Origin of the sequence: Zhongshania sp., assembly GCF_029212375.1 — a bacterium.
GTDB lineage: Bacteria > Pseudomonadota > Gammaproteobacteria > Pseudomonadales > Spongiibacteraceae > Spongiibacter.
This window is the reverse complement of sequence record NZ_JARGNU010000005.1, coordinates 170,018-192,783: the sequence shown is the minus strand read 5'-3', so window position 1 is coordinate 192,783 and position 22,766 is coordinate 170,018. Positions and strand designations below refer to the sequence as shown.

24 protein-coding genes are annotated in these 22,766 nt (G+C 51.9%); 11 read left to right on the top strand and 13 right to left on the bottom strand.

Going from position 1 to position 22,766, the window contains the following annotated elements:
• Positions 1 to 98 precede the first annotated feature (98 nt).
• Genes aroB through P1U47_RS07610 form a run of 7 tightly spaced genes read right to left on the bottom strand, consistent with a single transcriptional unit; the run spans position 99 to position 6,782 of the window.
• Positions 99 to 1,184 (bottom strand): 3-dehydroquinate synthase, encoded by a 1,086-nt coding sequence (aroB, locus tag P1U47_RS07640; RefSeq protein ID WP_301028100.1) that lies wholly within the window; start codon positions 1,182 to 1,184, stop codon positions 99 to 101.
• A 54-nt stretch (positions 1,185 to 1,238) separates the two neighbouring features.
• Positions 1,239 to 1,775, bottom strand: a complete 537-nt coding sequence (gene aroK / locus P1U47_RS07635; RefSeq protein ID WP_301028155.1) for a shikimate kinase AroK — start codon at positions 1,773 to 1,775, stop codon at positions 1,239 to 1,241.
• 6 nt (positions 1,776 to 1,781) lie between these two features.
• Positions 1,782 to 3,968 (bottom strand): type IV pilus secretin PilQ, encoded by a 2,187-nt coding sequence (locus P1U47_RS07630; RefSeq protein ID WP_301028099.1) that lies wholly within the window; start codon positions 3,966 to 3,968, stop codon positions 1,782 to 1,784.
• Between the two features lie 23 nt (positions 3,969 to 3,991).
• Complete coding sequence (locus P1U47_RS07625) at positions 3,992 to 4,525, bottom strand: pilus assembly protein PilP (RefSeq protein WP_301028097.1); 534 nt, start codon at positions 4,523 to 4,525, stop codon at positions 3,992 to 3,994.
• The gene (gene pilO / locus P1U47_RS07620; RefSeq protein WP_301028096.1) at positions 4,522 to 5,142 is read right to left on the bottom strand and encodes a type 4a pilus biogenesis protein PilO; all 621 of its coding nucleotides are present in this window, start codon (positions 5,140 to 5,142) and stop codon (positions 4,522 to 4,524) included. The genes P1U47_RS07625 and pilO overlap by 4 nt, the downstream gene beginning before the upstream one ends.
• 12 nt (positions 5,143 to 5,154) lie before the next feature.
• Positions 5,155 to 5,715: a PilN domain-containing protein gene (locus P1U47_RS07615; protein WP_301028095.1), complete on the bottom strand. Its 561-nt coding sequence runs from the start codon at positions 5,713 to 5,715 to the stop codon at positions 5,155 to 5,157.
• Positions 5,715 to 6,782: a pilus assembly protein PilM gene (locus tag P1U47_RS07610; protein ID WP_301028094.1), complete on the bottom strand. Its 1,068-nt coding sequence runs from the start codon at positions 6,780 to 6,782 to the stop codon at positions 5,715 to 5,717. The genes P1U47_RS07615 and P1U47_RS07610 overlap by 1 nt, the downstream gene beginning before the upstream one ends.
• Before the next feature lie 170 nt (positions 6,783 to 6,952).
• On the opposite strand from P1U47_RS07610, the gene P1U47_RS07605 reads away from it, so the two are divergent.
• Positions 6,953 to 9,424, top strand: coding sequence for a penicillin-binding protein 1A (locus tag P1U47_RS07605; RefSeq protein WP_301028093.1), 2,472 nt, complete (start codon positions 6,953 to 6,955; stop codon positions 9,422 to 9,424).
• 30 nt (positions 9,425 to 9,454) lie between these two features.
• On the opposite strand, the gene radA is transcribed toward P1U47_RS07605, so the two are convergent.
• On the bottom strand, positions 9,455 to 10,822 hold the full coding sequence (radA, locus tag P1U47_RS07600) for a DNA repair protein RadA (protein WP_301028091.1): 1,368 nt from the start codon (positions 10,820 to 10,822) through the stop codon (positions 9,455 to 9,457).
• Positions 10,823 to 10,953: 131 nt separating this feature from the next.
• Here radA and P1U47_RS07595 point away from each other — a divergent pair, with 131 nt between their 5' ends.
• The 10 genes from P1U47_RS07595 to tatC all read left to right on the top strand — a co-directional run bounded on the left by P1U47_RS07595 (position 10,954) and on the right by tatC (position 18,191).
• On the top strand, positions 10,954 to 12,204 hold the full coding sequence (locus tag P1U47_RS07595; RefSeq protein ID WP_301028090.1) for a DnaT-like ssDNA-binding domain-containing protein: 1,251 nt from the start codon (positions 10,954 to 10,956) through the stop codon (positions 12,202 to 12,204).
• Entirely contained in the window at positions 12,113 to 12,781 is a 669-nt protein-coding gene (locus tag P1U47_RS07590) for a replication protein P (protein WP_301028088.1), read from the top strand. The genes P1U47_RS07595 and P1U47_RS07590 overlap by 92 nt, the downstream gene beginning before the upstream one ends.
• A gap of 116 nt (positions 12,782 to 12,897) precedes the next feature.
• Positions 12,898 to 13,647, top strand: coding sequence for a bifunctional demethylmenaquinone methyltransferase/2-methoxy-6-polyprenyl-1,4-benzoquinol methylase UbiE (gene ubiE / locus P1U47_RS07585; RefSeq protein ID WP_301028087.1), 750 nt, complete (start codon positions 12,898 to 12,900; stop codon positions 13,645 to 13,647).
• A complete protein-coding gene (locus tag P1U47_RS07580; protein ID WP_301028086.1) occupies positions 13,644 to 14,282 on the top strand; it encodes an SCP2 sterol-binding domain-containing protein in 639 nt (212 codons plus the stop codon). The genes ubiE and P1U47_RS07580 overlap by 4 nt, the downstream gene beginning before the upstream one ends.
• An 11-nt stretch (positions 14,283 to 14,293) precedes the next feature.
• Positions 14,294 to 15,931, top strand: a complete 1,638-nt coding sequence (gene ubiB / locus P1U47_RS07575) for a ubiquinone biosynthesis regulatory protein kinase UbiB (protein ID WP_301028085.1) — start codon at positions 14,294 to 14,296, stop codon at positions 15,929 to 15,931.
• A 70-nt stretch (positions 15,932 to 16,001) separates the two neighbouring features.
• On the top strand, positions 16,002 to 16,415 hold the full coding sequence (hisI, locus tag P1U47_RS07570) for a phosphoribosyl-AMP cyclohydrolase (RefSeq protein ID WP_301028084.1): 414 nt from the start codon (positions 16,002 to 16,004) through the stop codon (positions 16,413 to 16,415).
• Position 16,416: 1 nt separating this feature from the next.
• A complete protein-coding gene (locus tag P1U47_RS07565) occupies positions 16,417 to 16,746 on the top strand; it encodes a phosphoribosyl-ATP diphosphatase (RefSeq protein ID WP_301028082.1) in 330 nt (109 codons plus the stop codon).
• 36 nt (positions 16,747 to 16,782) lie between these two features.
• Positions 16,783 to 17,013 carry a Sec-independent protein translocase subunit TatA gene (gene tatA, locus P1U47_RS07560; protein WP_301028080.1) on the top strand — a complete coding sequence of 77 codons (231 nt, stop codon included), beginning with the start codon at positions 16,783 to 16,785 and terminating at the stop codon, positions 17,011 to 17,013.
• Positions 17,014 to 17,445: a Sec-independent protein translocase protein TatB gene (tatB, locus tag P1U47_RS07555; protein ID WP_301028079.1), complete on the top strand. Its 432-nt coding sequence runs from the start codon at positions 17,014 to 17,016 to the stop codon at positions 17,443 to 17,445. It abuts the gene before it with no gap.
• The gene (tatC, locus tag P1U47_RS07550; RefSeq protein WP_301028078.1) at positions 17,442 to 18,191 is read left to right on the top strand and encodes a twin-arginine translocase subunit TatC; all 750 of its coding nucleotides are present in this window, start codon (positions 17,442 to 17,444) and stop codon (positions 18,189 to 18,191) included. The genes tatB and tatC overlap by 4 nt, the downstream gene beginning before the upstream one ends.
• An 11-nt stretch (positions 18,192 to 18,202) precedes the next feature.
• Here the strand turns inward: tatC and gdhA are convergent, their stop codons facing one another.
• The 5 genes from gdhA to P1U47_RS07525 form a co-directional block, all read right to left on the bottom strand.
• Entirely contained in the window at positions 18,203 to 19,555 is a 1,353-nt protein-coding gene (gdhA, locus tag P1U47_RS07545) for an NADP-specific glutamate dehydrogenase (RefSeq protein WP_301028154.1), read from the bottom strand.
• Between the two features lie 168 nt (positions 19,556 to 19,723).
• Positions 19,724 to 21,157, bottom strand: coding sequence for an NAD(P)/FAD-dependent oxidoreductase (locus P1U47_RS07540; protein WP_301028077.1), 1,434 nt, complete (start codon positions 21,155 to 21,157; stop codon positions 19,724 to 19,726).
• A 130-nt stretch (positions 21,158 to 21,287) separates the two neighbouring features.
• On the bottom strand, positions 21,288 to 21,683 hold the full coding sequence (locus P1U47_RS07535; RefSeq protein ID WP_301028076.1) for a VOC family protein: 396 nt from the start codon (positions 21,681 to 21,683) through the stop codon (positions 21,288 to 21,290).
• A 122-nt stretch (positions 21,684 to 21,805) separates the two neighbouring features.
• Positions 21,806 to 22,072 (bottom strand): hypothetical protein, encoded by a 267-nt coding sequence (locus P1U47_RS07530; protein ID WP_301028074.1) that lies wholly within the window; start codon positions 22,070 to 22,072, stop codon positions 21,806 to 21,808.
• 165 nt (positions 22,073 to 22,237) lie between these two features.
• Positions 22,238 to 22,720 carry a hypothetical protein gene (locus P1U47_RS07525; protein WP_301028073.1) on the bottom strand — a complete coding sequence of 161 codons (483 nt, stop codon included), beginning with the start codon at positions 22,718 to 22,720 and terminating at the stop codon, positions 22,238 to 22,240.
• Positions 22,721 to 22,766: the final 46 nt, after the last annotated feature.

Sequence of the window (22,766 nt, the reverse complement as noted above, 5' to 3'; positions counted from 1 at the left end):
CGAAAAAAGGAGTGACATTCTACACGGACAGAGCATAAGCGACAAACTTAGCCCCGCCCCGCGGTCAATTTTTAAACAATTACCGCCATTTTCGACAGCTAAGCACTGACACCCGCAGCAAGCAATACCTCGGTGATAATTTCGATAGGGGCCTCGCTTGTCACCACTGCTTCGCCTAAGCCGATCAATAAAACAAGGCGTAAGCGGCCGTCGACAACTTTCTTATCACGCCCCATTAGCTGCAAAAATTGATCCACATTCATATTCGAAGGCGGCGCAACGGGCAGCCCAGCCTGTTCCAACAGCGCCACACCGCGAGCAGCGACATCTGGCGCTAGCCAAGTCAACCTAACCGATAACGCCAAGGCCAGCGCTGTACCTGCTGCAACCGCCTCACCGTGCAGCCAATTGCCATAACCTTCGGCGGTTTCAATGGCATGACCAAAGGTGTGACCCAAATTTAAAATTGCGCGCCGCCCGCCTTCGCGCTCATCCTCAGCAACGACAGTCGCTTTATTTTCGCAGCAGCGATATACCGCTTCGCTCAATAACTCGGCGTCGCGGGCCATTAAACCCGCTATGTTTTGCTCTAACCACCCGAAAAACTCGGCGTCACAGATCAAACCGTATTTAATGACTTCTGCCATGCCTGCGGAAAATTCGCGATCCGACAGGGTTTTCAACACGTTTAGATCAGCTAGTACGCAATTGGGCTGGTGAAACGCACCAATCATATTTTTACCAAGCGGATGGTTTACCCCAGTTTTACCACCAACCGAAGAATCCACCATCGCCAACAAGGTAGTAGGTATCTGGATAAACTGTACCCCGCGCTGGTAGCAAGCCGCAGCAAAACCGCACATATCGCCAACCACTCCACCGCCTAAAGCGATCAATGTGGTGCTACGATTGTGGTTATTGGCCAGCAAGGTGTCGAAAATCTGCTCTAGAACGGCCAAGGTTTTATGGGCTTCGCCATCTGGAAGTATCACTTCGCAAACATTTTTCTCGCTCAGCTGCGCCTTCAGACCAGCCAAATACAGGGGCGCAATGGTGTCGTTACTTACAATACATACCTGACTGCCCGCAATATACTTCAGCCACAGAGCGCCATCAGCAAGGATACTGGGCGCGATAAAGATGGGATAGCTACGCTCTCCCAGATCGAGTTCGAGGTTTTTCATTAATGACGTATCCGGGAAAAGAGAAAGAGGCACTAGACCGGGATACGTAGTATATCAATATTGTGCGCTGGGGTCGCCGGCGCCGAGTTGAGTACACAATTCCTGCACAACAGACTTTGGCGTGCGATTATCGGTTAGTACTGTGTAATCGGCAATTTCTTCGTATAGCGGCTCCCGCAGCGCCATTAAATTGCGCAAGGTGGTACCGGGGTCACCGCTCTGCAACAAGGGCCGCTTACGGTCTCGAGCGGTGCGACGAATCTGCTCTTCTACCGAGGTTTTAAGGTAAATCACCGTACCGCGAGCAACCATTAATTTACGGCTAACGCTACGTAAAACCGCGCCACCACCGGTAGAAATAACCACTTGGGAGCCATCGCTTAATGCCGCCAACATACTTTCTTCGCGGTCGCGAAAGCCCTCTTCACCTTCCATATCGAAGATCCAAGGAATATCAACACCACTGCGCTCTTCAATTTCGCGATCAACATCGCAAAACTCAAAACGTAGCGTCTCTGCAAGCAAACGCCCAATGGTACTTTTCCCTGCACCCATTGGCCCCACTAAAAAAATTGCACCCGATTTCAACATCACCAATCAATCTACCAAGCTGTCGGCGAGAATTCGCGGTGTAATAAAAATCAAGGTCTCTTGCTTCTCACGTGTCACCGTTGTGGTCTTAAACAAATGTCCGAAGAATGGAATATCACCAAGCAGCGGCACTTTGGTTTCTGACTGCACATCAATTTGATCGTATACCCCGCCCAGCACCACGGTTTCTCCGTTGCTTACCAGAACACGGGTTTTCAACTCGGTGGTGTCGATTGTTGGCACTTGACCACCTAAACCAGTGGAAATAACAAGTGAACCGATGGTGTCCTGATTAATCGTTAAATCCATAATAATCCGGTCATCTGGGGTGATAATTGGCGTAACATCCAGCTTAAGCACCGCCTCTTTAAAGGCAATGGTTGTTTTACCGTTAGCCGAAGACTCAGGATAGGGAATTTCAGTACCCGACTTGATAATGGCAGGCTCTTTATCGCCAGTAACAACCCGAGGCTGCGACACAATCTCACCCCGCCCTTTAGACTCCAGTGCCGACAACTCTAAATTCAACAATACATCAGGGCCGATAAAACCGAGCGCAAATGAACCCGCGGCGCCGGAAACACCCAAATCGGTAACCAAACCTGGCACTGCGGTATAGGTTGGCGAGCCCGCCGCTAATGCACTCAAATAATTATTCTGAGTGGCTTGATCGCTGGCGATATCACCGTTGGCAGAATAAACCTTGTCGCCATCTTGTTTAACGTAGGCGCCGCCCCATTTAACCCCGAGCGAACGATCAAAATCAGAGCTTGCGCGAACGATACGCGCCTCTATCTGCACCTGACGAACCGGCACATCAATAAGCGAGATCAGACGCCGAAATTCATCTAGGCGCTCGGCAGTTTCGGTAATCAATAAAGAGTTAGTACGTTCGTCAACAATTACCGAACCCCGAGGGGAAAGAATACTTCCGGTTGATGGGCCGTTATTATTACCTTCATCATTAACATTGCGATCAAATAACTTAAACAATTCCGCTGCATCTGCGTAACGCACCCGAATAAATTCGCTTTGCAAGGGTGCCAATTCTTCAACTTGCTTTTGCGCTTCAATTTCTTGACGTTCACGCTCGGCAATTTCTGCCGCGGGCGCCACCATTAGCACATTACCGATCTGACGCTTGTCCAAGCCCTTAGTTTTCAATACTAATTCCAGCGCTTGGTCCCAAGGTACATTCTGTAAGCGCAGGGTAATATTGCCCTTCACCGTGTCACTAGCAACCAAGTTTAGCTCGGTAAAGTCAGCAATCAACTGCAGTACAGAGCGCACTTCAATGTCTTGGAAATTAAGTGATAGTTTTTCGCCCACGTAGGCAAACTCACGACGGCGATCTGCCACTTCTTTTTTCGTGAGCGGTTTAACACTCACCACGTATTCGGTATCCGTTTGATAGGCTAAGTAGTCGTATTCACCTTGGGCCTCTAAGGATAATTTCGCACCTTTTTGACCCATACGGGCTTCAATCGATTTCACCGGCGTGGCGAAATCAGCTACATCAAAGCGACGCTGCAAATTACTCGGTAAGTTAACCCCGCCAAAATCAACTTTTATCTTAGAGCCTTCAACATACACATTGATGTCTGCCTTGGCGTCGGCCAACTGAATCACTAAGCGGCCTTCGCCTTTATCGCCACGACGAAAATCAAGATCGGTAATATTATTAGCCGCTGCCATCGCAGGCTTTGAAGATGCAACTAGCGGGCTATTATATTTCTCTTTGAGATAAGCTTGACCACCACCGCTGCCCACTTCAACAACCAGTGTATTACCCTCAACTCGCGTCTGATAAGACGCCAGCTTAATCAGATTAAATACCACACGAGTTCTATCTCTCCCCTCTAATACCACCGCGCTGCTGGCATTATCGTAAGACAGAGGAAACTTCTTCTGGGACAGCTTATTGCCGGTAGCAACTAAGTCCAGCGCAATCCGCGCCGGCTTTTCAATGGTATAGCCCTTCACGTCGGGGGCCGGCCCATCAAAACTAAGGCGCGCTTCAAAGCTACCGCCCTGCAGCGAGTTAAATTGCACGTCGGTCAGGTTCGCTGCTGAGGCGGCAATCGACGCCAACAACAAACACACCCCACTTAGGATCTGTCGCCCCATACTTGTGGTTGCGCCACCAGCGCGTTTGCACTGCTCTGCGCCTTGTATTTGCATTCGGGTATTCATTTACTTCTCCGCCAATCGAATTCTTAATTACGGACTTTCAGTTCAAGGGAGCGCGGCCGTTCAACCCAACCATCCCCGCCGGTGGATACAATCTCAATAACCGTCAGGTAATTCTCTGCAACCTCAATGATCTTGCCATAGTTCCGTCCTAGGTAATTATTTTTACTCACCCGATGCACGCCGCCATCAGCGTCTTTCACTAGCGCCCACAATTTGCCGCTAAGCCGAACAGTGCCCACTACCGACAAGGAATCGAGTGAGTATTGTTCCAAATATTCTTTTTCGCGTTTGGTGTCGGGTTTAACGCTGCTAGCCGCTTCAAGACGAGCAATCTCTTTAACGTCAACTGGGCGGTTAAAAGGGCCGCGCAGTCCAGATGCGGTATAACTGAAAGCACGGTAGGCTTTTAATGCTGGAATTGGGGCAATCTGCCCCGAGGGTGCGGCCCGCTTTTCAGCCACAAAAGCATCGAGATCAGCAAACTCGGTGTGACCACTACATGCAGACAGTGCTAACAACGCCAATATGCCCAGCGAGATACCAGAAAACCTCATCATGATCCGGCCTCCGTATCTTTATAGCGATAGGTCTTGGCGGTTATCGACATACTCTGCTGACTGCTGTCTTTGTTTGAGCTAATACTGTAATTATGTAAGGTTACTATGCGCGGCAAGCCGGCTATGCCACTCACAAACGCAGCTAAATCGTGGTAACTGCCGCTAACCTTAATCGCAATTGGCAGCTCAACGTAAAACTCTTGTACTCGCTCGGTTTGCAATTGAATACTGCTGATTTCCAAACCATTGGAAACCGCTTTCTCAGTCATATCTTCAAGCAAACCTGGTACTTCGGTATCCACAGGCAATTGACTAAGCAAAATCCCAAAAGACTCTTCCATCTCTTCCATTTGCTTTTTCAAGGGAATCAACTTTGCCGCCTTGAACGCCTTTTGCTCAAACTCCTGCTTTAACTGTATTTCCTTAGCTTCAACCCCAGACAATTTAATTCTGAGATCGGCGACCAAGTAAAAATAACCGCCCACCAAACACAGAACAAATACCGCAAGCCACGCTGCTACCCGCACCAGCAAAGGCCAAGCACCAATGTTCTCGACATTAAGTTCACCGAGATCGAAGCTTTTCAGCTCGTCAACTAATTCCTGCCACGCAGCCACCGCTATCGCTCCCTATTTCTCATCATCAGGCGCAGGCGCACTGATTTGGAAAGACAATTTGAAACTGCTGGCTTGATCGCCATACGCCGAGGCCGCGCTCACTGCCGTTAAGTTGGGGTCTGCAAACCACGGCGAGGCATCGAGCTTACGCATCAAACTTGATACGCGATTATTCGACTCAGCAATGCCTTCAACATTAATGCGTTTCTCATTGCGAACCACCGAGGTATAAAACAAACCATCCGGCAGGGTTCTCACCATTTCATCAAACACCCGCACAATTAACGGACGGGTGCCCTGTAAGTCTTGAATAATTGTCATTCGGTCAAGTAACTGTTGGCGCCGCTTTTCAAGGTCGCGGATTTCCGCCACTTCCTTATTAATTTTGGTGATTTGGCCCTGCATGTAATTATTGCGGGCCTCTTGGCTGCTAATTGCACCATTAACAATAGACATTGCCAGCACTACCAGCAGCCCACCAAGCACGGCCACCCCGCCAAGCACCACAAGGAACTGCTGCTTAATTAGCTCGCGGCGCTCCTCGCGCCAAGGCAATAAGTTAATTGTTGCCATTAATCAAAACTCCTCAGTGCCAAACCGCAGGCAATCAGCATGGCTGGAGCGTCGCTGGTCAATTTAGTGGCATCCACCCCTGGCGCCACTGACATCGCAGCAAAAGGATTGGCAATAATGGTATTAATTCCCAAGCGCTCATGCACCAACTCGACCAAACCCTGCATTACCGCGACACCGCCCGCCAACAAGATAATATCGACACCGCTATATTGGCTGGCAGAGTAAAAAAATTGCAGCGACCGCGATACTTGTTGAATTACCGCTTCTCGGAACGGCGCCAAGACCTCGCTGTCATAGTCATCGGAAAGCCCGCCCTGTTTTTTGGCCAAGCCCGCTTCTTCCACGGTCAAGCCATAGCGACGTTGAATCTCTTCGGTTAGCTGGCGACCACCAAATATTTGATCGCGGGTATACACAGTTTCACCCGCTACCACCACGCTTAGCGAGGTCATACTTGCGCCCACATCAACAATGGCCACCACGGTATTATCATCGCAGCCCAATTGGCTCGCAATCAGTTCAAAACTCCGTTCAATGGCGTAGGCTTCCACATCCACAACTTTTGGCACCAAACCAGCCACTTCCAGCGATTCACTACGGGTATCAACATTGTCGCGTCGACAAGCCACTAACATCACGTCAACTTGATCTGGATTGCCATCAGACTCACCGAGAACCTCAAAATCCAAGGAAACCTCATCGAGAGGGTAGGGAATGTATTGGTCTGCTTCCAGAGAAATCTGGGTTTCCATCGCATTGTCGTTTAGGCCGGCTGGCATATGCAAAATTTTGGTAATAATGGCAGAACCCGGCACCGCAACGGCTGCTCGCTTGAGCTTTGTTTTTGATCGCGCATGCACGGCGCGCACGACCTCACCCACCGCTTCGACGTCTGCGATATTCTTTTCAACCACAGATTGCGAGGGCAAGGACATTACCGCATAGCTTTCTACGCGATACTTATCGCCATTTCGACTCAATTCCAACAGCTTAACGGCGCTGGAACTTATATCGATACCGAGCAGACTGCGGGAACTCTGACCGCCAAACAAGCCATCTAGCACTGTAATTTTCCTATTTACATCGTGGACTTAGGGCGCACTTTTATATACAAGATTAAATACCAGTGTATACCAATGCGCAAATAGTAATGAAAAAAAGACACCGATAATGTCACAGATTTAGTTATCCTAGCCTTCGAATTTCCACCGACTTCTCGATTTACAGGAAAAATATGTCACGCAAGACCAGCTTCTTCCGTCTTTTCATCGGCCTAGGCGCTCTCGCCAGTTGTGGCGCCGTCATGATTTTTGCCGCAGCCTTTCTCTATATTAGCCCTAAATTGCCGTCCGTCGAGGCGCTAAGAGATATTCAGCTACAAACCCCACTGCGGATATATAGCGCCGATGGTAAATTATTAGGGGAGTTTGGCGAAAAACGCCGCTCTCCTATCAGCTTCCAAGAAGTACCCGAGCTATTCATCAAAGCTTTTCTTGCCGCTGAAGACGACCGTTTCTATGTTCACCATGGCGTTGACGTTACTAGCTTGCTGCGCGCCGCATCCCAATTAATCACCAGCGGCAGTATCCAATCAGGTGGTTCCACCATCACCATGCAAGTTGCTAAAAACTACTTTCTCAGCCAAGAGCGCACCTTTACTCGTAAATTTACCGAAATTTTCCTCGCCATCGAAATAGAGCGCGCCCTGAGTAAAGGCGACATTCTTGAACTCTACTTAAACAAAATTTTTCTTGGCAACCACGCCTATGGTATCGAAGCCGCGGCCCAAGTCTATTACGGAAAACCCATAAGAGAGCTCAATCTCGCCCAAATGGCAATGATCGCCGGCCTACCCAAAGCCCCCTCTGCTTACAACCCCGTCGCCAACCCCAATCGCGCTAAAGTACGGCGCAACTGGATTTTGGGCCGGATGCTCAGTTTGGGCTATATCACCCAAAACGATTACCAAGCCGCCATTGTTGAACCCATCAGCGCCAAAGCCTACGGTACCCAGCTCGATGTAGACGCACCCTATGTGTCAGAAATGGTTCGCCTGCACATGCTCAGCACCTACGGCCAGACCGCCTACGAAGATGGCTACACGGTCATCACCACGGTTGACAGCCATTTGCAGCAAGTTGCCAATCACGCCCTGCTCGACGGCGTCGTTGAGTACGATACCCGTCACGGCTACCGCGGCCCAGAACGTCACTGGAACTTGAGCAAGGATATTGACGAGGAGCAGCGCCAACGCCTAAGCCAAAAACTTGAGGAAGTGGGCAGTATTGGCGCGTGGTATCCGGCGCTGGTAATCGCGGTTGCAGAGCAAAGCGCAACGGTGTTGCTCGCCACCGGCCAGCAAACCACTTTAGACTGGGAACATGGCCTTAAGGGCACGGTGCGCTATATCAGCGAAGACCGAGTTAGTTATGCCCCCGAAACCGCAGGTGATCTGCTCAAGATTGGCGACGTCATCCGCCTACGCATGAGTAACGACGAACCCCGCCACTGGGAGTTGTCACAACTGCCTAAAATTCAAGGCGCACTGGTTTCATTAAACGCCGATAGCGGCGCAATCATCAGCCTTGTGGGCGGCTATGATTATCAAAAAAGCGCCTTTAACCGCGTTACTCAAGCCGAGCGACAGCCTGGCTCCAACTTCAAACCTTTTATTTACACCGCTGCCCTAGACAACGGTTTTACCCCCGCCACCATTATCAATGACGCCCCCATCGTGTTCGACGATGCGGGCCTTGGCAACACTTGGCGACCCAGCAATGACAACGGCACATTCAACGGCCCCATGCGGCTGCGCAAAGCCCTGTATATGTCTCGCAACTTAGTATCCATTAGGGTGCTAAGAGACCTTGGCATCGGCAAGGCTATCGACTATGTTGCACGTTTCGGCTTTGACCCCAACAAATTGCCACGTGACTTGTCTCTAGCGCTAGGCAGCCATTCACTGACACCGCTGGATATCGTCACCGGCTACGCCGTATTTGCCAACGGCGGCTACAAAGTCAAACCCTTCCTCATTGACCGTATTATCGACCGCGACGGCAACACCCTCTATCGTGCCGAACCCGAAATTGTCTGCCGCAGCTGTGGCAACGATAACGATGACGACGATATCAACAACACCCATCACAGCATTGAGGCCGACTCCCTCGACGACATCATCAATCGCGGCGACGAAGTGGTCCACGCCAACTATGCCGAGCGAGTGCTCAATGAAGAAGTGGCGTTTCTGATCGACAGTATTCTGCAAGATGTCATTACACGGGGAACTGGGCGCAAAGCACTTGTGTTAAACCGCAGCGATGCGGCGGGTAAAACCGGCACCACCAACGGCCCCACCGATGCGTGGTTCTCTGGCTACAGTGGCGGCGTAGTAACCTCAACATGGGTCGGCTTTGACCAAAACCACAACTTGGGCCGCCGCGAATACGGCGGTTCGGTGGCGCTACCAATCTGGATTGACTACATGAAGGAAGCGCTTAAAAATAAGCCGGTGCGTCACTTAAAACAACCAGATAGCATCATTTCGGTACGGATTGATCCCGATACCGGCAATCTTGCTCACCCTGGGCAAGCGAACGCCATCTTCGAATTCTTCCGCAGTGACAATGCGCCCAATGAAGGCTTCAACCAACCCCAAAGCCCCTACGGTGGCAGTGCTGGTGACGACCCAATCGAAATATTCTAAAGCTAAGTTCGAAATGGAGTCGCTGGCAGTCTAAATGGCCTCCAACGCCTCGGCGAGGGTTTTAACTGCCACCACCTCCATCCCCGCCAGCGCTCCCCTTGGCGCATTGCCGTGAGGCACAATAGCGCGGCGAAAGCCGTGCTTGCGGGCCTCTTGCAGACGCTCTTGGCCACTGGGCACGGGGCGAATCTCGCCAGACAAGCCCACCTCACCAAACACCACCAAGTCTTCCGGCAGGGGCCGATCCCGAAAGCTCGACACAATGGCAAACAACAGCGCCAGATCCGAGCCGGTCTCCAACACCTTGACGCCGCCCACCACATTTACGAACACATCTTGATCGCCAACCTGCAGGCCACCGTGACGATGCAGCACCGCCAGCAACATCGCCAAACGATTTTGTTCCAAGCCCACTGCTACTCGGCGCGGATTGCCAAAACCAGAACTATCGACTAGGGCCTGAATTTCCACCAACAAGGGTCGCGTACCCTCCCAAACCACCATCACCGTGCTACCCGAAGACACCACTTCACCGCGGTTGAGAAAGATTGCCGAGGGATTTTTAACCTCTTTCAAGCCGAGTTCGGTCATCGCAAACACGCCCAGCTCATTCACCGCGCCAAAGCGGTTTTTACTACCGCGCAAGGTCCGGTAGCGGCTGTCGCTGCTGCCTTCAAGCATGATGGAGCAATCGATTATATGCTCCAGTACCTTGGGGCCAGCCAAGCCGCCATCCTTGGTAACGTGGCCAACCATAAGCAATACCGTACCACTCTGTTTGGCAAAGCGAGTCAGGGCCGCCGCACACTCGCGCACTTGAGACACACTGCCCGGCGCCGAGCTGACTTGCTCACTGTGCAAAACCTGAATGGAATCGACCACCAATATCGCCGGCTTATTCGCCACCGCTTGAGCCAAAATGAGCTCTAAACTCGTTTCTGCACACAGCTTTAAAGTATCTGCGCTCAAATTTAAACGCTGCGCCCGCATCGCAATTTGAGGCAGCGACTCCTCCCCGGTCACATACAGGCATTCACACTGAGCTGCCAAACGACACAGCACCTGCAACAGCAAAGTACTTTTACCGGCGCCGGGGTGACCACCAATCAACACCGCGGAGCCCGCCACCAAACCGCCGCCCAGCACTCGATCAAACTCGTCAAAACCCGTGGAGCGTCGCGGCAGCGCCTCAATACTTACATTGGCCAGCATTTGCACCTCGCCGCCCACCTCGCCAGCGTAACCTTGGCGCACCGGCGCGGCTTTGGCGCTAGTCGCGGGCCCTAGCCGCAGTTCCGACAGCGTATTCCAGGCACCGCAGTCCTGACACTGACCCTGCCATTTATTGTGATCTGAGCCACAGTCAACACACACATACGCGGTTTTTTGCTTTGCCATAATATTGAAGCAATCGCTCCCTCTCACTAATAATAATGGACGACACAAACCTAAAACTTGGGGCTAAAGACAGGGCTGACAGCAGCCCATACAAGGCCGTACAATGGCCCGCTATCCACAGAGTAAATTGAATGTCGGCTGCATTTGTAGAACGCCAACTATTGGTATCCCCGTCCCTCGCCGCAACCCTCGGCCTAGAGGCGGCACTGCTATACCAATTACTGGCCGACTGGCTGCCTCTGCTCGACAGTCGCGAAAGCCAAGGTGTTGCTTGGTATATCATCGACAAGCAACGCCTCAACAAACAGCTGCCCTTTTGGGACATGGACAAAATTGAAGAAGTGCTGCGCACCCTCAGCGACCAAGGTGTCATTATTATTGGCGCCGCCTTAATGAGCAATGCCCAAAATATTCGGCTCGCCTTGGCTCAGTCCAAATTAGCCCAGCCCAACTCGGCGCAGTCGAAATCTGCCCCGCCGCGAGCCAACAACACCCAAGCGCCCACTGCTCGTGTGTCACAGCAACCTCAACAACCATTACCGGCCCAGCAGTCCGACCGCAGCGGCCAGCTGGTGGCCAACAGTACGCGCATTAACCGCCACACCAATACTGCCAGCCCGCGTCACCCCGTGCCCGGCAATAGTATCATTGCCGCCGACTGGCTGCCGGATCAAGCCGGCATCGACTATCTCACGCGCTTCAACCAAGTCGATCCCGCTTTTATTAACGCGGTTCTACCTGAGTTTATTGCCCACTATCGCGAAACCGGCGAAACCCGCAGCTCGTGGAGCAGCGCCTTTAGCCAGTATGTAAGCCGGCGCTGGAAAAAGCAGCAGTACCAAAAAATCGAAGAGTCGCGCAATCTGCCCATTAACGACAGCTGGAAACCCAGTCTCGACGCCGTCGAAATTTTAGAGCGCGACGGCATCAGTCACAATTTTATAGAAGACGCGATTCCCGAGTTCACCCTATTCTGGCGAGAGCGCGGCACCGCCGACAGCAACTGGAATTCGCGCTTTATACAGCATATTCGCTTGCAGTGGGCGCGCTACACCAATACCGTCAGCAATGAAAACGAAATAGCCCCAATTCGCGGCGACTGGCAACCCAACGACGCGGTGTTCGATATCTTGCGCATGGCCCGCATCGACCCCGAATTTGCCAGAGCACAAATTGCCGAATTCATTTTATTTTGGCAAGACAGCGGTCAGGCGCACCGCTCATGGAACACAAAATTTCTCCAACATGTAAAATACCGTTGGGCAAACAATCATCAACTGGGACAGAGCGATGCAAGACAGCAACAAGCTTCTGGAGCAAGCAAATCGGCAACTGGCTTCATCGCCAAGCACACCGACCGCAGCTGGGCCGACGAACTCTGAGCCACTGCCCGATCGAGACGCGGTAATTGACGCACTCAATCAAATGTTTGCCGAGTTTGAACTGGTTTACCACAACCAGTACAACAAGGCCTTTTCCAATGCCGAAAAGCTCTCTTACGCCAAAAAAATCTGGTTTAGCAATCTGCGCCACATCAGCCCTGAGCGTATTATTGCCGCAACCCACCGCGCCATTCGCGAGTCTGAATTTTTGCCCACCGTAAAAGGCATTTTAAAATACTGCGAGCCCGACCTACGCGAACTCGGCCTGCCCGATAGTCATAGCGCCTATCTCGAAGCCTGCCGCGCACCGCAACCCAAGGCAGAGTACTCTTGGTCGCACCCTGCGGTTTACCACGCTGGCCGCGCCTGCGACTGGTTTTTTTTGGCCGGCAATACCGAACACGCGGCTTACCCTGTTTTTAAGCGCCACTACGAAGACATTTGCCAGCGCGTAATTAATGGCGAAACCCTGAGCTTACCAGCGCAAATCGCCCTACCAGAAACCATTAGCAAGCCCCTCAGCCCCGACGAGCAGCGTCAGCGCATGCAACAGCTTCGCGATGAACTGGATATCTGAGCTGCGCGTATAAGATCCCACAAAATCCTATCGTGCAGGGCGCCCACGCAAACGCTACAATAGCGGCCTAACTACGCGGGCCGCCCCGCCAAGACCATACCAAGCAGGCAGAATTTATGGCAGACGACAAAACCACCCACTTCGGCTACAAAACCGTCGACAGCAAAGACAAGGTCAAAATGGTCGCAGGTGTCTTTCACTCGGTTGCAGCCAAATACGACATTATGAATGACCTAATGTCTGGCGGGGTTCATCGTTTGTGGAAGCGCTTCACCATTGAATTATCTGGAGTGCGGCCAGGCAATAAAGTCCTCGATATTGCTGGCGGCACCGGCGACCTCGCCGCAAAATTTAGCCGCTTAGTCGGCAGCGATGGCAAAGTGGTACTGGCCGACATCAACGATTCCATGCTCACCGTTGGCCGCGAAAAACTCACCAACAAAGGTATTGTTGGCAATATCGAATACGTTCAGGCCAATGCCGAGTGCCTGCCCTTTCCCGACAATTATTTCGACTGCATCACCATCGCCTTTGGTCTGCGCAATGTCACCGACAAAGACGCTGCCCTGCGCTCCATGAACCGCGTACTCAAACCCGGCGGCCGACTGCTGGTGTTGGAGTTCTCTAAGCCGGTTAACCCCGTGGTGGCCAAACTCTACGACCGCTACTCCTTCGACATTCTGCCCAAAATGGGTCAACTGGTCGCCAGCGACGAAGACAGCTACCGCTACTTGGCCGAGAGCATTCGCATGCACCCCGACCAAGAAACCCTCAAGGGCATGATGAGCGACGCCGGCTTTGTCGATGTGCGCTACCACAATATGACCGCTGGAGTGGTTGCCGTACACCGAGGTGTCAAACCGTGATTCCGCCGGTACTGCAAGGTGCCGCGATTTCCGGCCTCGAAAACCTAATTAACAAGGCTCTGCACCTCGACCCCGCCGCCCGCGCCAAACTGCGCGAGCTAGACGGTCAGCGCTTTGCCCTTGAGCTAAAAGATCCCGATGTGAATTTAGGTATTGGTGTGAGCGGCAGTCGCCTGCGCCTGCTGGGCAAGCTCAACGACGGCATTAGCACTCGGCTCAGCGGCACCTGGCGCGAATTTGCCAGTGTGGCCACCGCCGCCGACCCCGCCGGAGCGCTGATTAATGGCAATATTCAAATCAGCGGCGACACCGCGCCGCTGCTCGCACTGCGCAAAATTCTCGCCGAATTAGACATCGACTGGGAACAACCCCTGGCCGACTCCTTTGGCGATGTTGCCGCCCACCAAATTGGCACAGGGCTGCGCGCTGGCCACCACTGGCTGAGCAGCACCCGCAAAAATTTACACCGCCAGCTCGAAGAGTTTTTACTAGAAGAAAGTCAGCTGGTTCCCCACCCCTGCCAGGCAGATGCGTTCTACCAAGAAATTGACGAACTCAAAACCCGCAGTGAACGCCTTGAAGCCAAAATGCGCCGCCTGCAGCAGCGCCTAACGCCCCAAACCAATAAAAACTAAGGAAACACGCTATGGGGCTGCGCCGCCTGCTCGCTATTTGCTGGATTATTTGTCACTACCGCCTCGACACGCTAATTCCCGCTGAGCGCCTACCACTGCGCGCCCGTTTGTTGCTGCGCTGCGGGCCATGGCGCCTCTTTCCCAAGGGCGAATACAGTCGCGGCGAACGCCTGCGTCTTGCACTGGAGCAACTCGGCCCAATATTTATTAAATTTGGTCAAATTCTCTCTACCCGCCGCGACCTGCTCGCCGACGATGTCGCCATGGAACTGGCCAAACTCCAAGATCAAGTGCCGCCGTTCCCCAGCGACCAAGCCGTGGCGGTTATTGAGGCTGCACTCGGCAAGCCAATAGACGAGCTTTTCGTTGCCTTCGACCGCCAACCCCTCGCCTCGGCCTCTATCGCCCAAGTGCACACCGCCACCCTCGACGGCAACATCGACGTGGTCGTTAAAGTAGTGCGCCCAGGCATTGAACACACTATTAACGCCGACTTAAAACTGCTGCAAACCATTGCCGTGTTGATTGCCCGCTATATTCCCGACGGCCGCCGCTTGCGCCCCACCGAGATCGTCGACGATTACCGCCACACCATTCTCGACGAGCTAGACCTGCAACGCGAAGGCGCCAATACCTCGCAATTGCGCCGCAACTTTAAAGATTCCGACATTCTGTATGTGCCGGAGGTCTACTGGGATTACACCCGCCGCAATGTTTTGGTGATGGAACGGATTCACGGCATTCCCGTCACCGATTTAGACACCCTGCGCGAACAGGGCACCGACATGAAAAAACTCGCCGAGCGCGGCGTAGAGATTTTCTTTACCCAAGTATTTCGCGACAGTTTTTTTCACGCCGACATGCACCCCGGCAATATTTTTATTGCCCACAACCGCCCCAATTCGTCGCAGTACATCGCCATCGACTGCGCCATTATTGGCAGCCTCAGCGATTTCGATCAGTATTATTTAGCGCGTAATTTACTGGCGATATTCCAACGCAATTACCGCGAAGTGGCCGAGCTGCATGTAGAGTGTGGCTGGGTGCCGCCAGAAACCCGCGTGCATGAGTTTGAAGCCGCAATTCGCACCGTGAGCGAACCAATTTTTGAAAAGCCACTGTCAGAGATATCCTTCGGTTTATTGCTCTTGCAACTGTTCCAAACCGCCCGCCGCTTTGACATGGAAGTGCAGCCCTCACTGGTACTGCTGCAAAAAACCCTGCTCAACATTGAAGGCTTGGGTCGCCAGCTCTACCCCCAGCTCGATTTATGGTCTACCGCCATGCCGTTTCTAGAGCGCTGGGTGCGCGACCGCTACTCACCGCAAAGCATGCTTAAAAAGGTCAGTCATCGCCTGCCCGGCTGGTTAGAGCAATTGCCCAACTTACCCGAGGCCCTGCTTGAGCGCGGCAATACCACTAAGCATCCTGCGACCGGCAATGGCAATGCCCCGCAGCCGCAAGGCGAGCTTAGCGCCCAGCTACGCCAGCAATCCGCCCGCGCCCGCAATCAACGCATTGCCATTATGGCCGCGCTGGCCGCCGCCCTAATCGCCGACCCAAGCATAAGGCACGGCCTGCAAAGCCTACCCAATATCAGTATTGGCCTTTTTAGTATCGCTTTATATTTCTTTATCCGCAGCCGCTGAGGTAAAGTATGGCCCTTGTAAATACGGGCGCAGATATAAGCATGTCGCAGTTATGCCCAACGGAACGCACATGAGCAGCAAACCCAAAGACAGCACTTGGCTAGATCAAGTAAAGTGGAACAGCGACGGCCTTGTGGCCGCCATTGCCCAAGACGCCGCCAGCGGCCGCGTATTGATGATGGCGTGGATGAATCAAGAATCACTGCTGCTGAGCATTGCCAGTGGCGATGCTGTGTACTGGTCGCGCTCACGCAGTAAGCTGTGGCGCAAGGGCGAAAGCTCCGGCCACGTTCAAAAAATTCACAGCATGTCGCTAGACTGCGACGGCGACGCCCTCTTGTTGCAAGTTGAACAAATCGGCGGCATTGCCTGCCATACTGGCCGCCAGAGCTGCTTTTATCGCCAACTTCAGGAGCGCGACTGGCAGAGCACCGAAGCCGTCTTAAAAGACCCAGCAACAATGTATAAAAGCGTGGACCAATAGTATGGCAGAATCCATTTTAGCCCAGCTCGACGTGGTACTCGCGGCCCGCAAAGACGCCAGCCCCGACAGTTCCTACGTGGCCAGTCTTCACCACAAAGGGCTGAACAAAATATTAGAGAAAGTTGGCGAAGAAGCGATAGAAACTGTGCTCGCCGCCAAAGACGCAGAAATCAGCGGCGATAATAGCAAACTCATTTATGAAACCGCCGACCTGTGGTTTCACAGCTTGGTGATGCTCTCTCAACTCGGCGAAAATCACCAGCCGGTACTAGACGAACTGGCGCGACGCTTTGGCTTATCTGGCCTCGATGAAAAAGCAGCGCGCAAATAATAACTTTTATTCACACTTAGTAAAAAGGACAAACTCATGGGCTTAGGCGGCATCAGTATTTGGCAACTCTTAATCATTCTCGCCATTGTGGTCTTACTTTTTGGCACCAAAAAGCTTAAAGGCATGGGCACCGACCTTGGCGGCGCGCTTAAAGGCTTTAAAGACAGTATGAAAGGCGACGAAGACGACGAGGCCAAAAACCTCGAAGGCAAAAAGCCCCAAGACAGCAGCACAAAAACCGAGAGCAAAGAAGAGACCAAACTGTAAATGTTCGATATCGGCTTTGCAGAACTCTTGGTTATTGGCGTACTCGGTCTGCTGGTAATTGGCCCCGAGCGTCTGCCGGGTACGGTGCGCACGCTTGCCCTGTGGATTGGCCGTTTGCGGCGCAGCTTTAGCGACATTCGCAGCGAGATCGAGCGCGAGGTTGGCGCCGACGAAATTCGTCGTCAACTTCACAACGAATCAATTATGGCATCGTTAAAAGAAAGCAAAGACCAGATTAATAAAGAAATAGACAAAGCCGGCAAAGAGCTCAGTAATATTGAGAACAGTATCGCGGCCAAGCCTAACTTAAGCCAAAGCTCAAACCCGAGTTCAACTCCAGATTCAACGACAGGCTCAACAACAGAAGCCGAGCCCGCCGCAATCGCTGACGAACAAGCAAGCAAACCCTCACCACAAGACCCTAAATCATGACCGATGCCGACCAGGATCAAGGCCAACCGCTGGTTGCCCACCTAACGGAATTACGTGATCGCCTGCTGCGTATCGTTCTCGCCGTGCTCGTCTGCACCGTGGGCCTTATGCCCTTTGCCAACACCATATATTCTTTTGTTGCTGAGCCACTGCGTCGCTATTTACCGGAAGGCACCAGCATGATCGCCACCGAAATAGCCTCGACGTTTTTAACCCCATTTAAACTGGTGCTAGTCTCAGCATTTTGCATGGCCATGCCGGTAATCCTTCACCAAATATGGCAGTTTGTTGCACCAGGTATGTACCGCCACGAAAAACGCATTGCTGCGCCGCTACTGGCCTCGAGCGTTATCTTGTTTTACGCAGGCCTCGCCTTTGCCTACTATGTGGTATTTCCACTGGTCTTTGGCTTTTTTAGCGGCATCACCCCCGAAGGCGTCAATTACACTCCCGACATCGCGCGCTTTCTCGACACCGCATTAAAGCTATTTTTGGCCTTTGGCATCGCCTTTGAAATTCCCATTGCCACAGTGCTGCTAATCGCGTCGGGGGTAACCACCGCCAACGATTTAGCCGAAAAGCGCCCCTATGTAATCATCGGCTGCTTTGTATTTGGCATGCTGCTCACCCCACCCGATGTTATCTCTCAAGCCCTACTCGCGGTGCCGATGTGGTTGCTGTTTGAAGTAGGGATTGTGTTTGGCCGACTAGTCAAAAAGAAGCAAGCTGAACAAGCACCAGATTAACCATCGGTTATTTACACCACCCCAAAGGCCAGCATTGCATCGGCCACTTTTTTAAAGCCAGCGATATTGGCGCCACGTGAATAGTCCACGTGGCCGTCGTCTTGCAGGCCATAGCGCAAACAGCGGCTATGGATATCTTGCATCACTTCCCGCAACAAGCTATGCAACTGCTCTTCTTTCCAATACAGCCGCTGGCTGTTCTGGCTCATCTCCAAACCCGACACGGCAACACCGCCAGCATTAGCGGCCTTAGCTGGACCAAATAAAATTTTGGCGTCGCGAAACAAGTGCACGGCGTCATTGTGGGTGGGCATATTTGCGCCTTCCGCCACCAAGCTAACGCCATTGGCGATAAGCGTGCGAGCATCAGTTAAACTAATCTCATTTTGGGTCGCGCAGGGCAGCGCAATATCACAGGGAATTACCCACGGACGCTTTTCTGCATAATACGCCGCACCGGCAAACACCTCGCAGTAAGCCGCCAAATCACCGTCACCCTGAAATTTACAGGCTTTAAGCCATTTGATCTTCTCGCTATCAATACCCGCTGGGTCGTGCAGAAAACCGCCTGAGTCAGACACGGTTAACACCACCGCACCCAGCGCAATCGCCTTTTCGGCGGCGTGCAGGGCAACATTACCGGCCCCAGAAATAACAACGCGTTTACCCTCTAGGCGCTCGGTACGGTATTTGAGCATTTCCTCAACAAAATACAGCAAACCGTAACCGGTCGCCTCGGTGCGCACCAAACTGCCACCCCAATCCACGCCCTTGCCCGTCAACACCCCCACATAACGGTTGGTAATACGCTTGTATTGGCCAAACATATAGCCAATTTCCCGAGCGCCCACACCAATATCGCCAGCGGGTACGTCGGTGTCTTCGCCAACATGCCGATAAAGCTCGGTCATAAACGATTGGCAAAAGCGCATAATTTCACGCTCACTTTTACCTTTGGGGTTAAAGTCACTACCACCTTTGCCGCCGCCCATCGGCAAACCCGTTAAACTATTTTTAAACGTCTGTTCAAAGGCAAGAAATTTGAGAATACTTTGATTAACACTGCGGTGAAAACGCAAACCGCCTTTATAAGGCCCAATAGCATTACTATTCTGAACACGATAGCCACGCTGAACCCGAATGTTGCCGCCGTCATCCTCCCAGCACACGCGAAACGAAATAACCCTATCTGGCTCAGCCAAACGCCGCAGTATTTGTGCCGAGTGGTAAACCGGCTTGTCGCGGATGTACACATAAATATCCTGTACAACCTCAAAAACGGCTTGATGGAACTCCAATTCACCAGGATTGCGGCGTACAACTCCCGCCATAAATTCATCCAAGCTCAGCGGAAAATTAGTCATCATTTGTCAATATTCCTCAACACGGCGCACAAGAGACAAGTACCCATTAGGCTCGCTCATCAAACATGATGTCAATGTCCAACCATTCGAGCCTTACCTTACCCAACTCGCCATCCAAACTGACGAAAATCTGTGTAAGGCATAAATTGGGTTTGGCGCCTAAGCAATTTAATTTCGACTCCGTCCGCGCGGCTCATCACCCTCATAGAGCACAATATCAGAATGCAAAAATTCCGCAGCCTCGGCTGAGCCTTCCACCTTAATTGCACTGCGCGCTAGCATCTCTGTTTCAAACTCCCTTAACACACTCTCCCGCACGCCAGTTTTTCGCCATTGAGCAGACAACCGGCAGCCTTTTGCGATTCCTCGCGCCAGTGCCAGCGCATCTAACAGCGCTTGATTGGCGCCCTGGCCTTTGAACGGGCTCATCGGATGAGCCGCATCGCCAATCAGGGTCACTTTAGCGCCTTTTTCCAATAACTCTGCCGTGAGCAATTCGCGGTCATACACAGGGTAGCCAGACACCTGTGCTAGCCGAGTCGCCGCTAAAATCTGGGGAATGGGCTCGTGCCACTGAGTTCGTCGGCAGGCTTCCTCTTTAAGGGCCTGCGCACCTTGGGCACTTAAGGCCTTGGCTTCGCCCTCTGACAGTGGAAAACTGAGCTGCCACATCACCGAGTCTGCCGCGTAAGGCATAATATAAATTCGTTCATTGCCATTGGCGGTTTGAAACACCGTCGCCGAGTCTAATAAATCGCTTTCAATACCGTCTAAATCCGCCAACGGGCAAATACCCAAAATCACAATACAGCCTAAGTAACGCAGCGGTGTGTCTTCGCCAATTAGCAGACGACGCACTGTGCTGCGAATACCATCTGCGCCCACCACTAGATCGGCCTTGGCGTGTTGTATCTCGCCGTTAACCTCAAAACTCAAATCAACACCGTCACCCTCGCATTCCTTTAAATCGACTAACTGATGCCCCCACTGCACCGCGTCGTTGCCGCCAAGCTGATCAAGCAATGCTAAGCGCAATGACTGCCGCGCAATATGCACATTGGTGCGCTTGGGTGCCTTTTTGCTACCTGAGTGCACCCACTTTCTCATTCCCCATTCGGCGACCACTTTCCCTGTGGTGGTATGAACCACATGCCTTGTGGAAATAACGCCGTCTTTTAAACCGAAAATACCAAATCCTTCAATCGCCTTGCTCGCTTGCTGCAAAGTGAGCCCATAACCCTGAGAGCGAACACCAAAGCCGCTGTCGCGTTCAAAAAGCGTAAACGGAATACCGCGGTGCAAACACGCCACCGCCAGCGCAACACCGCCTATTCCGCCGCCAATAATGGCCACCTGAGGGTAATTTTCATTGTGTGCAGTAGCACCACAAACCGCTGCAATCAAACCCGAGCCGGCACATTTAAGGCATAGTTCAAGGTGGCCCTTAGGGCGAACTGGCGCGTGCCCCTCTCCGTTTGATTGTTCAAATTCGCCCAACTGCTGCTGATAAAGCAGCCGTACTTTTTTGCGAATCCGTCTGCTTCGTTTTCCGCGTCCCTGACAATCCGGACAAATAGCCCAACTAGCCGCTTGATCATTCATTTATGTCACTTAAACGTTTTAAACTGATGCACACTTCTTTTTTAGAAGCGAAACAGATAACGCCCGTTAGCACGCTCAATGGAGACCGGCTTTGGCGGTAACGGTGCTTGAACAACTTATTACATGGCGTTTACTCCGGCGCATGACATACGGCCTCTACATTATTCCCATCTGGATCAATGGCGAAGGCGCCATAGTAATTTTCATGATACATAGGACGCAACCCGGGTTTGCCATTATCTTTGCCGCCATTCCTAATTGCCTGATAATAGAAACTATCGACCGCGCTACGGGAAGCAGCAGAAAAGGCAATGTGCCTTGATGTAGAAATTTCCTTAGTTTCAATTATCCAGAACGAAGACTTACCTTCTACGCCAAACGCACACATTCTTTGTGTAGGAAATTCCTGATTCCACTCTGCAACAAACTCCGTTTGCAGTGAATAGCCCAACGGCAAAAACGCCGCCGCGTAAAATGATTTTGTAACCAAATACTTTGTTGTATATGTGCTAATGTGGTCGATCATGAACTCTCCTTGTAATTTAACGCTCAGCTCACCGAGATAATTCTTAATGGCGGCTTTTGTGCGTTGCTTTGCACATAAGGTGGCAGCAAAAATTTGTCCGGTTCAGCCGTTTGTTATGCGATTTACACTCCATAGTATTTTGAGCTAAATGCCACCGTCAACGGTGCGCCATCATAAAAGCAAAACACACCAACCTTGAGCTTTCTTCTATGATCATAGCAAGCATGGTAATGAGTTTTCTTTCTCTCTAAATCGAGTTCCGTTAGCCCAATACGTAAAGCACCAAGAATTGGCTCTAAATCAAACTCTTGATTTTGGCTGTGTGGAGCCGCTGCTTTAAGATCAACCTCAACGTAGCTAATAAAATTTCCTTCAGCTTCTAGGGGCATTCTGCAATCATCTGACTCTACGATAATGTAGCAAACGGCGAACAAACTCCTCGCGCTTTCCAACGATTTCTTTGCGCGACCTATCGCGTAATCTTTGTAGCGGAAGATCACGGTATCTCGACTTACCGCTTCCAGCCCAGCTCATAATGCGGGAAGACGAGTTATTTAGAGGAGCTCGGTATGCTGACGCGAGCCTTGATGGAAAACGGCAACGAGGGAGTAACGCATAAAGCCGGTGCAGGTGGTGAGGTAATCGTGAAGGCCGTGTTTGACGATATCGGCAAATGACTCGCCTTTATATTTCCACTGTTCAGATTCAGAAAGCTGTTTGATTTTGGCATTCATAGCTGACATATCGCAGCGAACGCGATGCTTTGCGTCGCGGCGTTTGCTGTCGTCACAAACCACCACGGTTAACACCGATGCGTTTGTATTCCACTCGAACATGAGATAGAGAGAGTCGTCTTCAATATTAACGGCAAGCAGGTCCACCGCGCGCTCAACGCAATTTGCCAATAGCGCTTCTATTTGCCACTTATCTGGGTCGCTAACCGCGGCGCTATAGAGCATATTCTCTTCGCCGTTTTCTATCAGTACCGAATCCGACCATGCCAGCGTCTGCTCGCCATATTGCTGTGGATTATACAAATGAAACCCCTTAAATAAAAAAGGCTGACCCGCATAGCGGAACAGC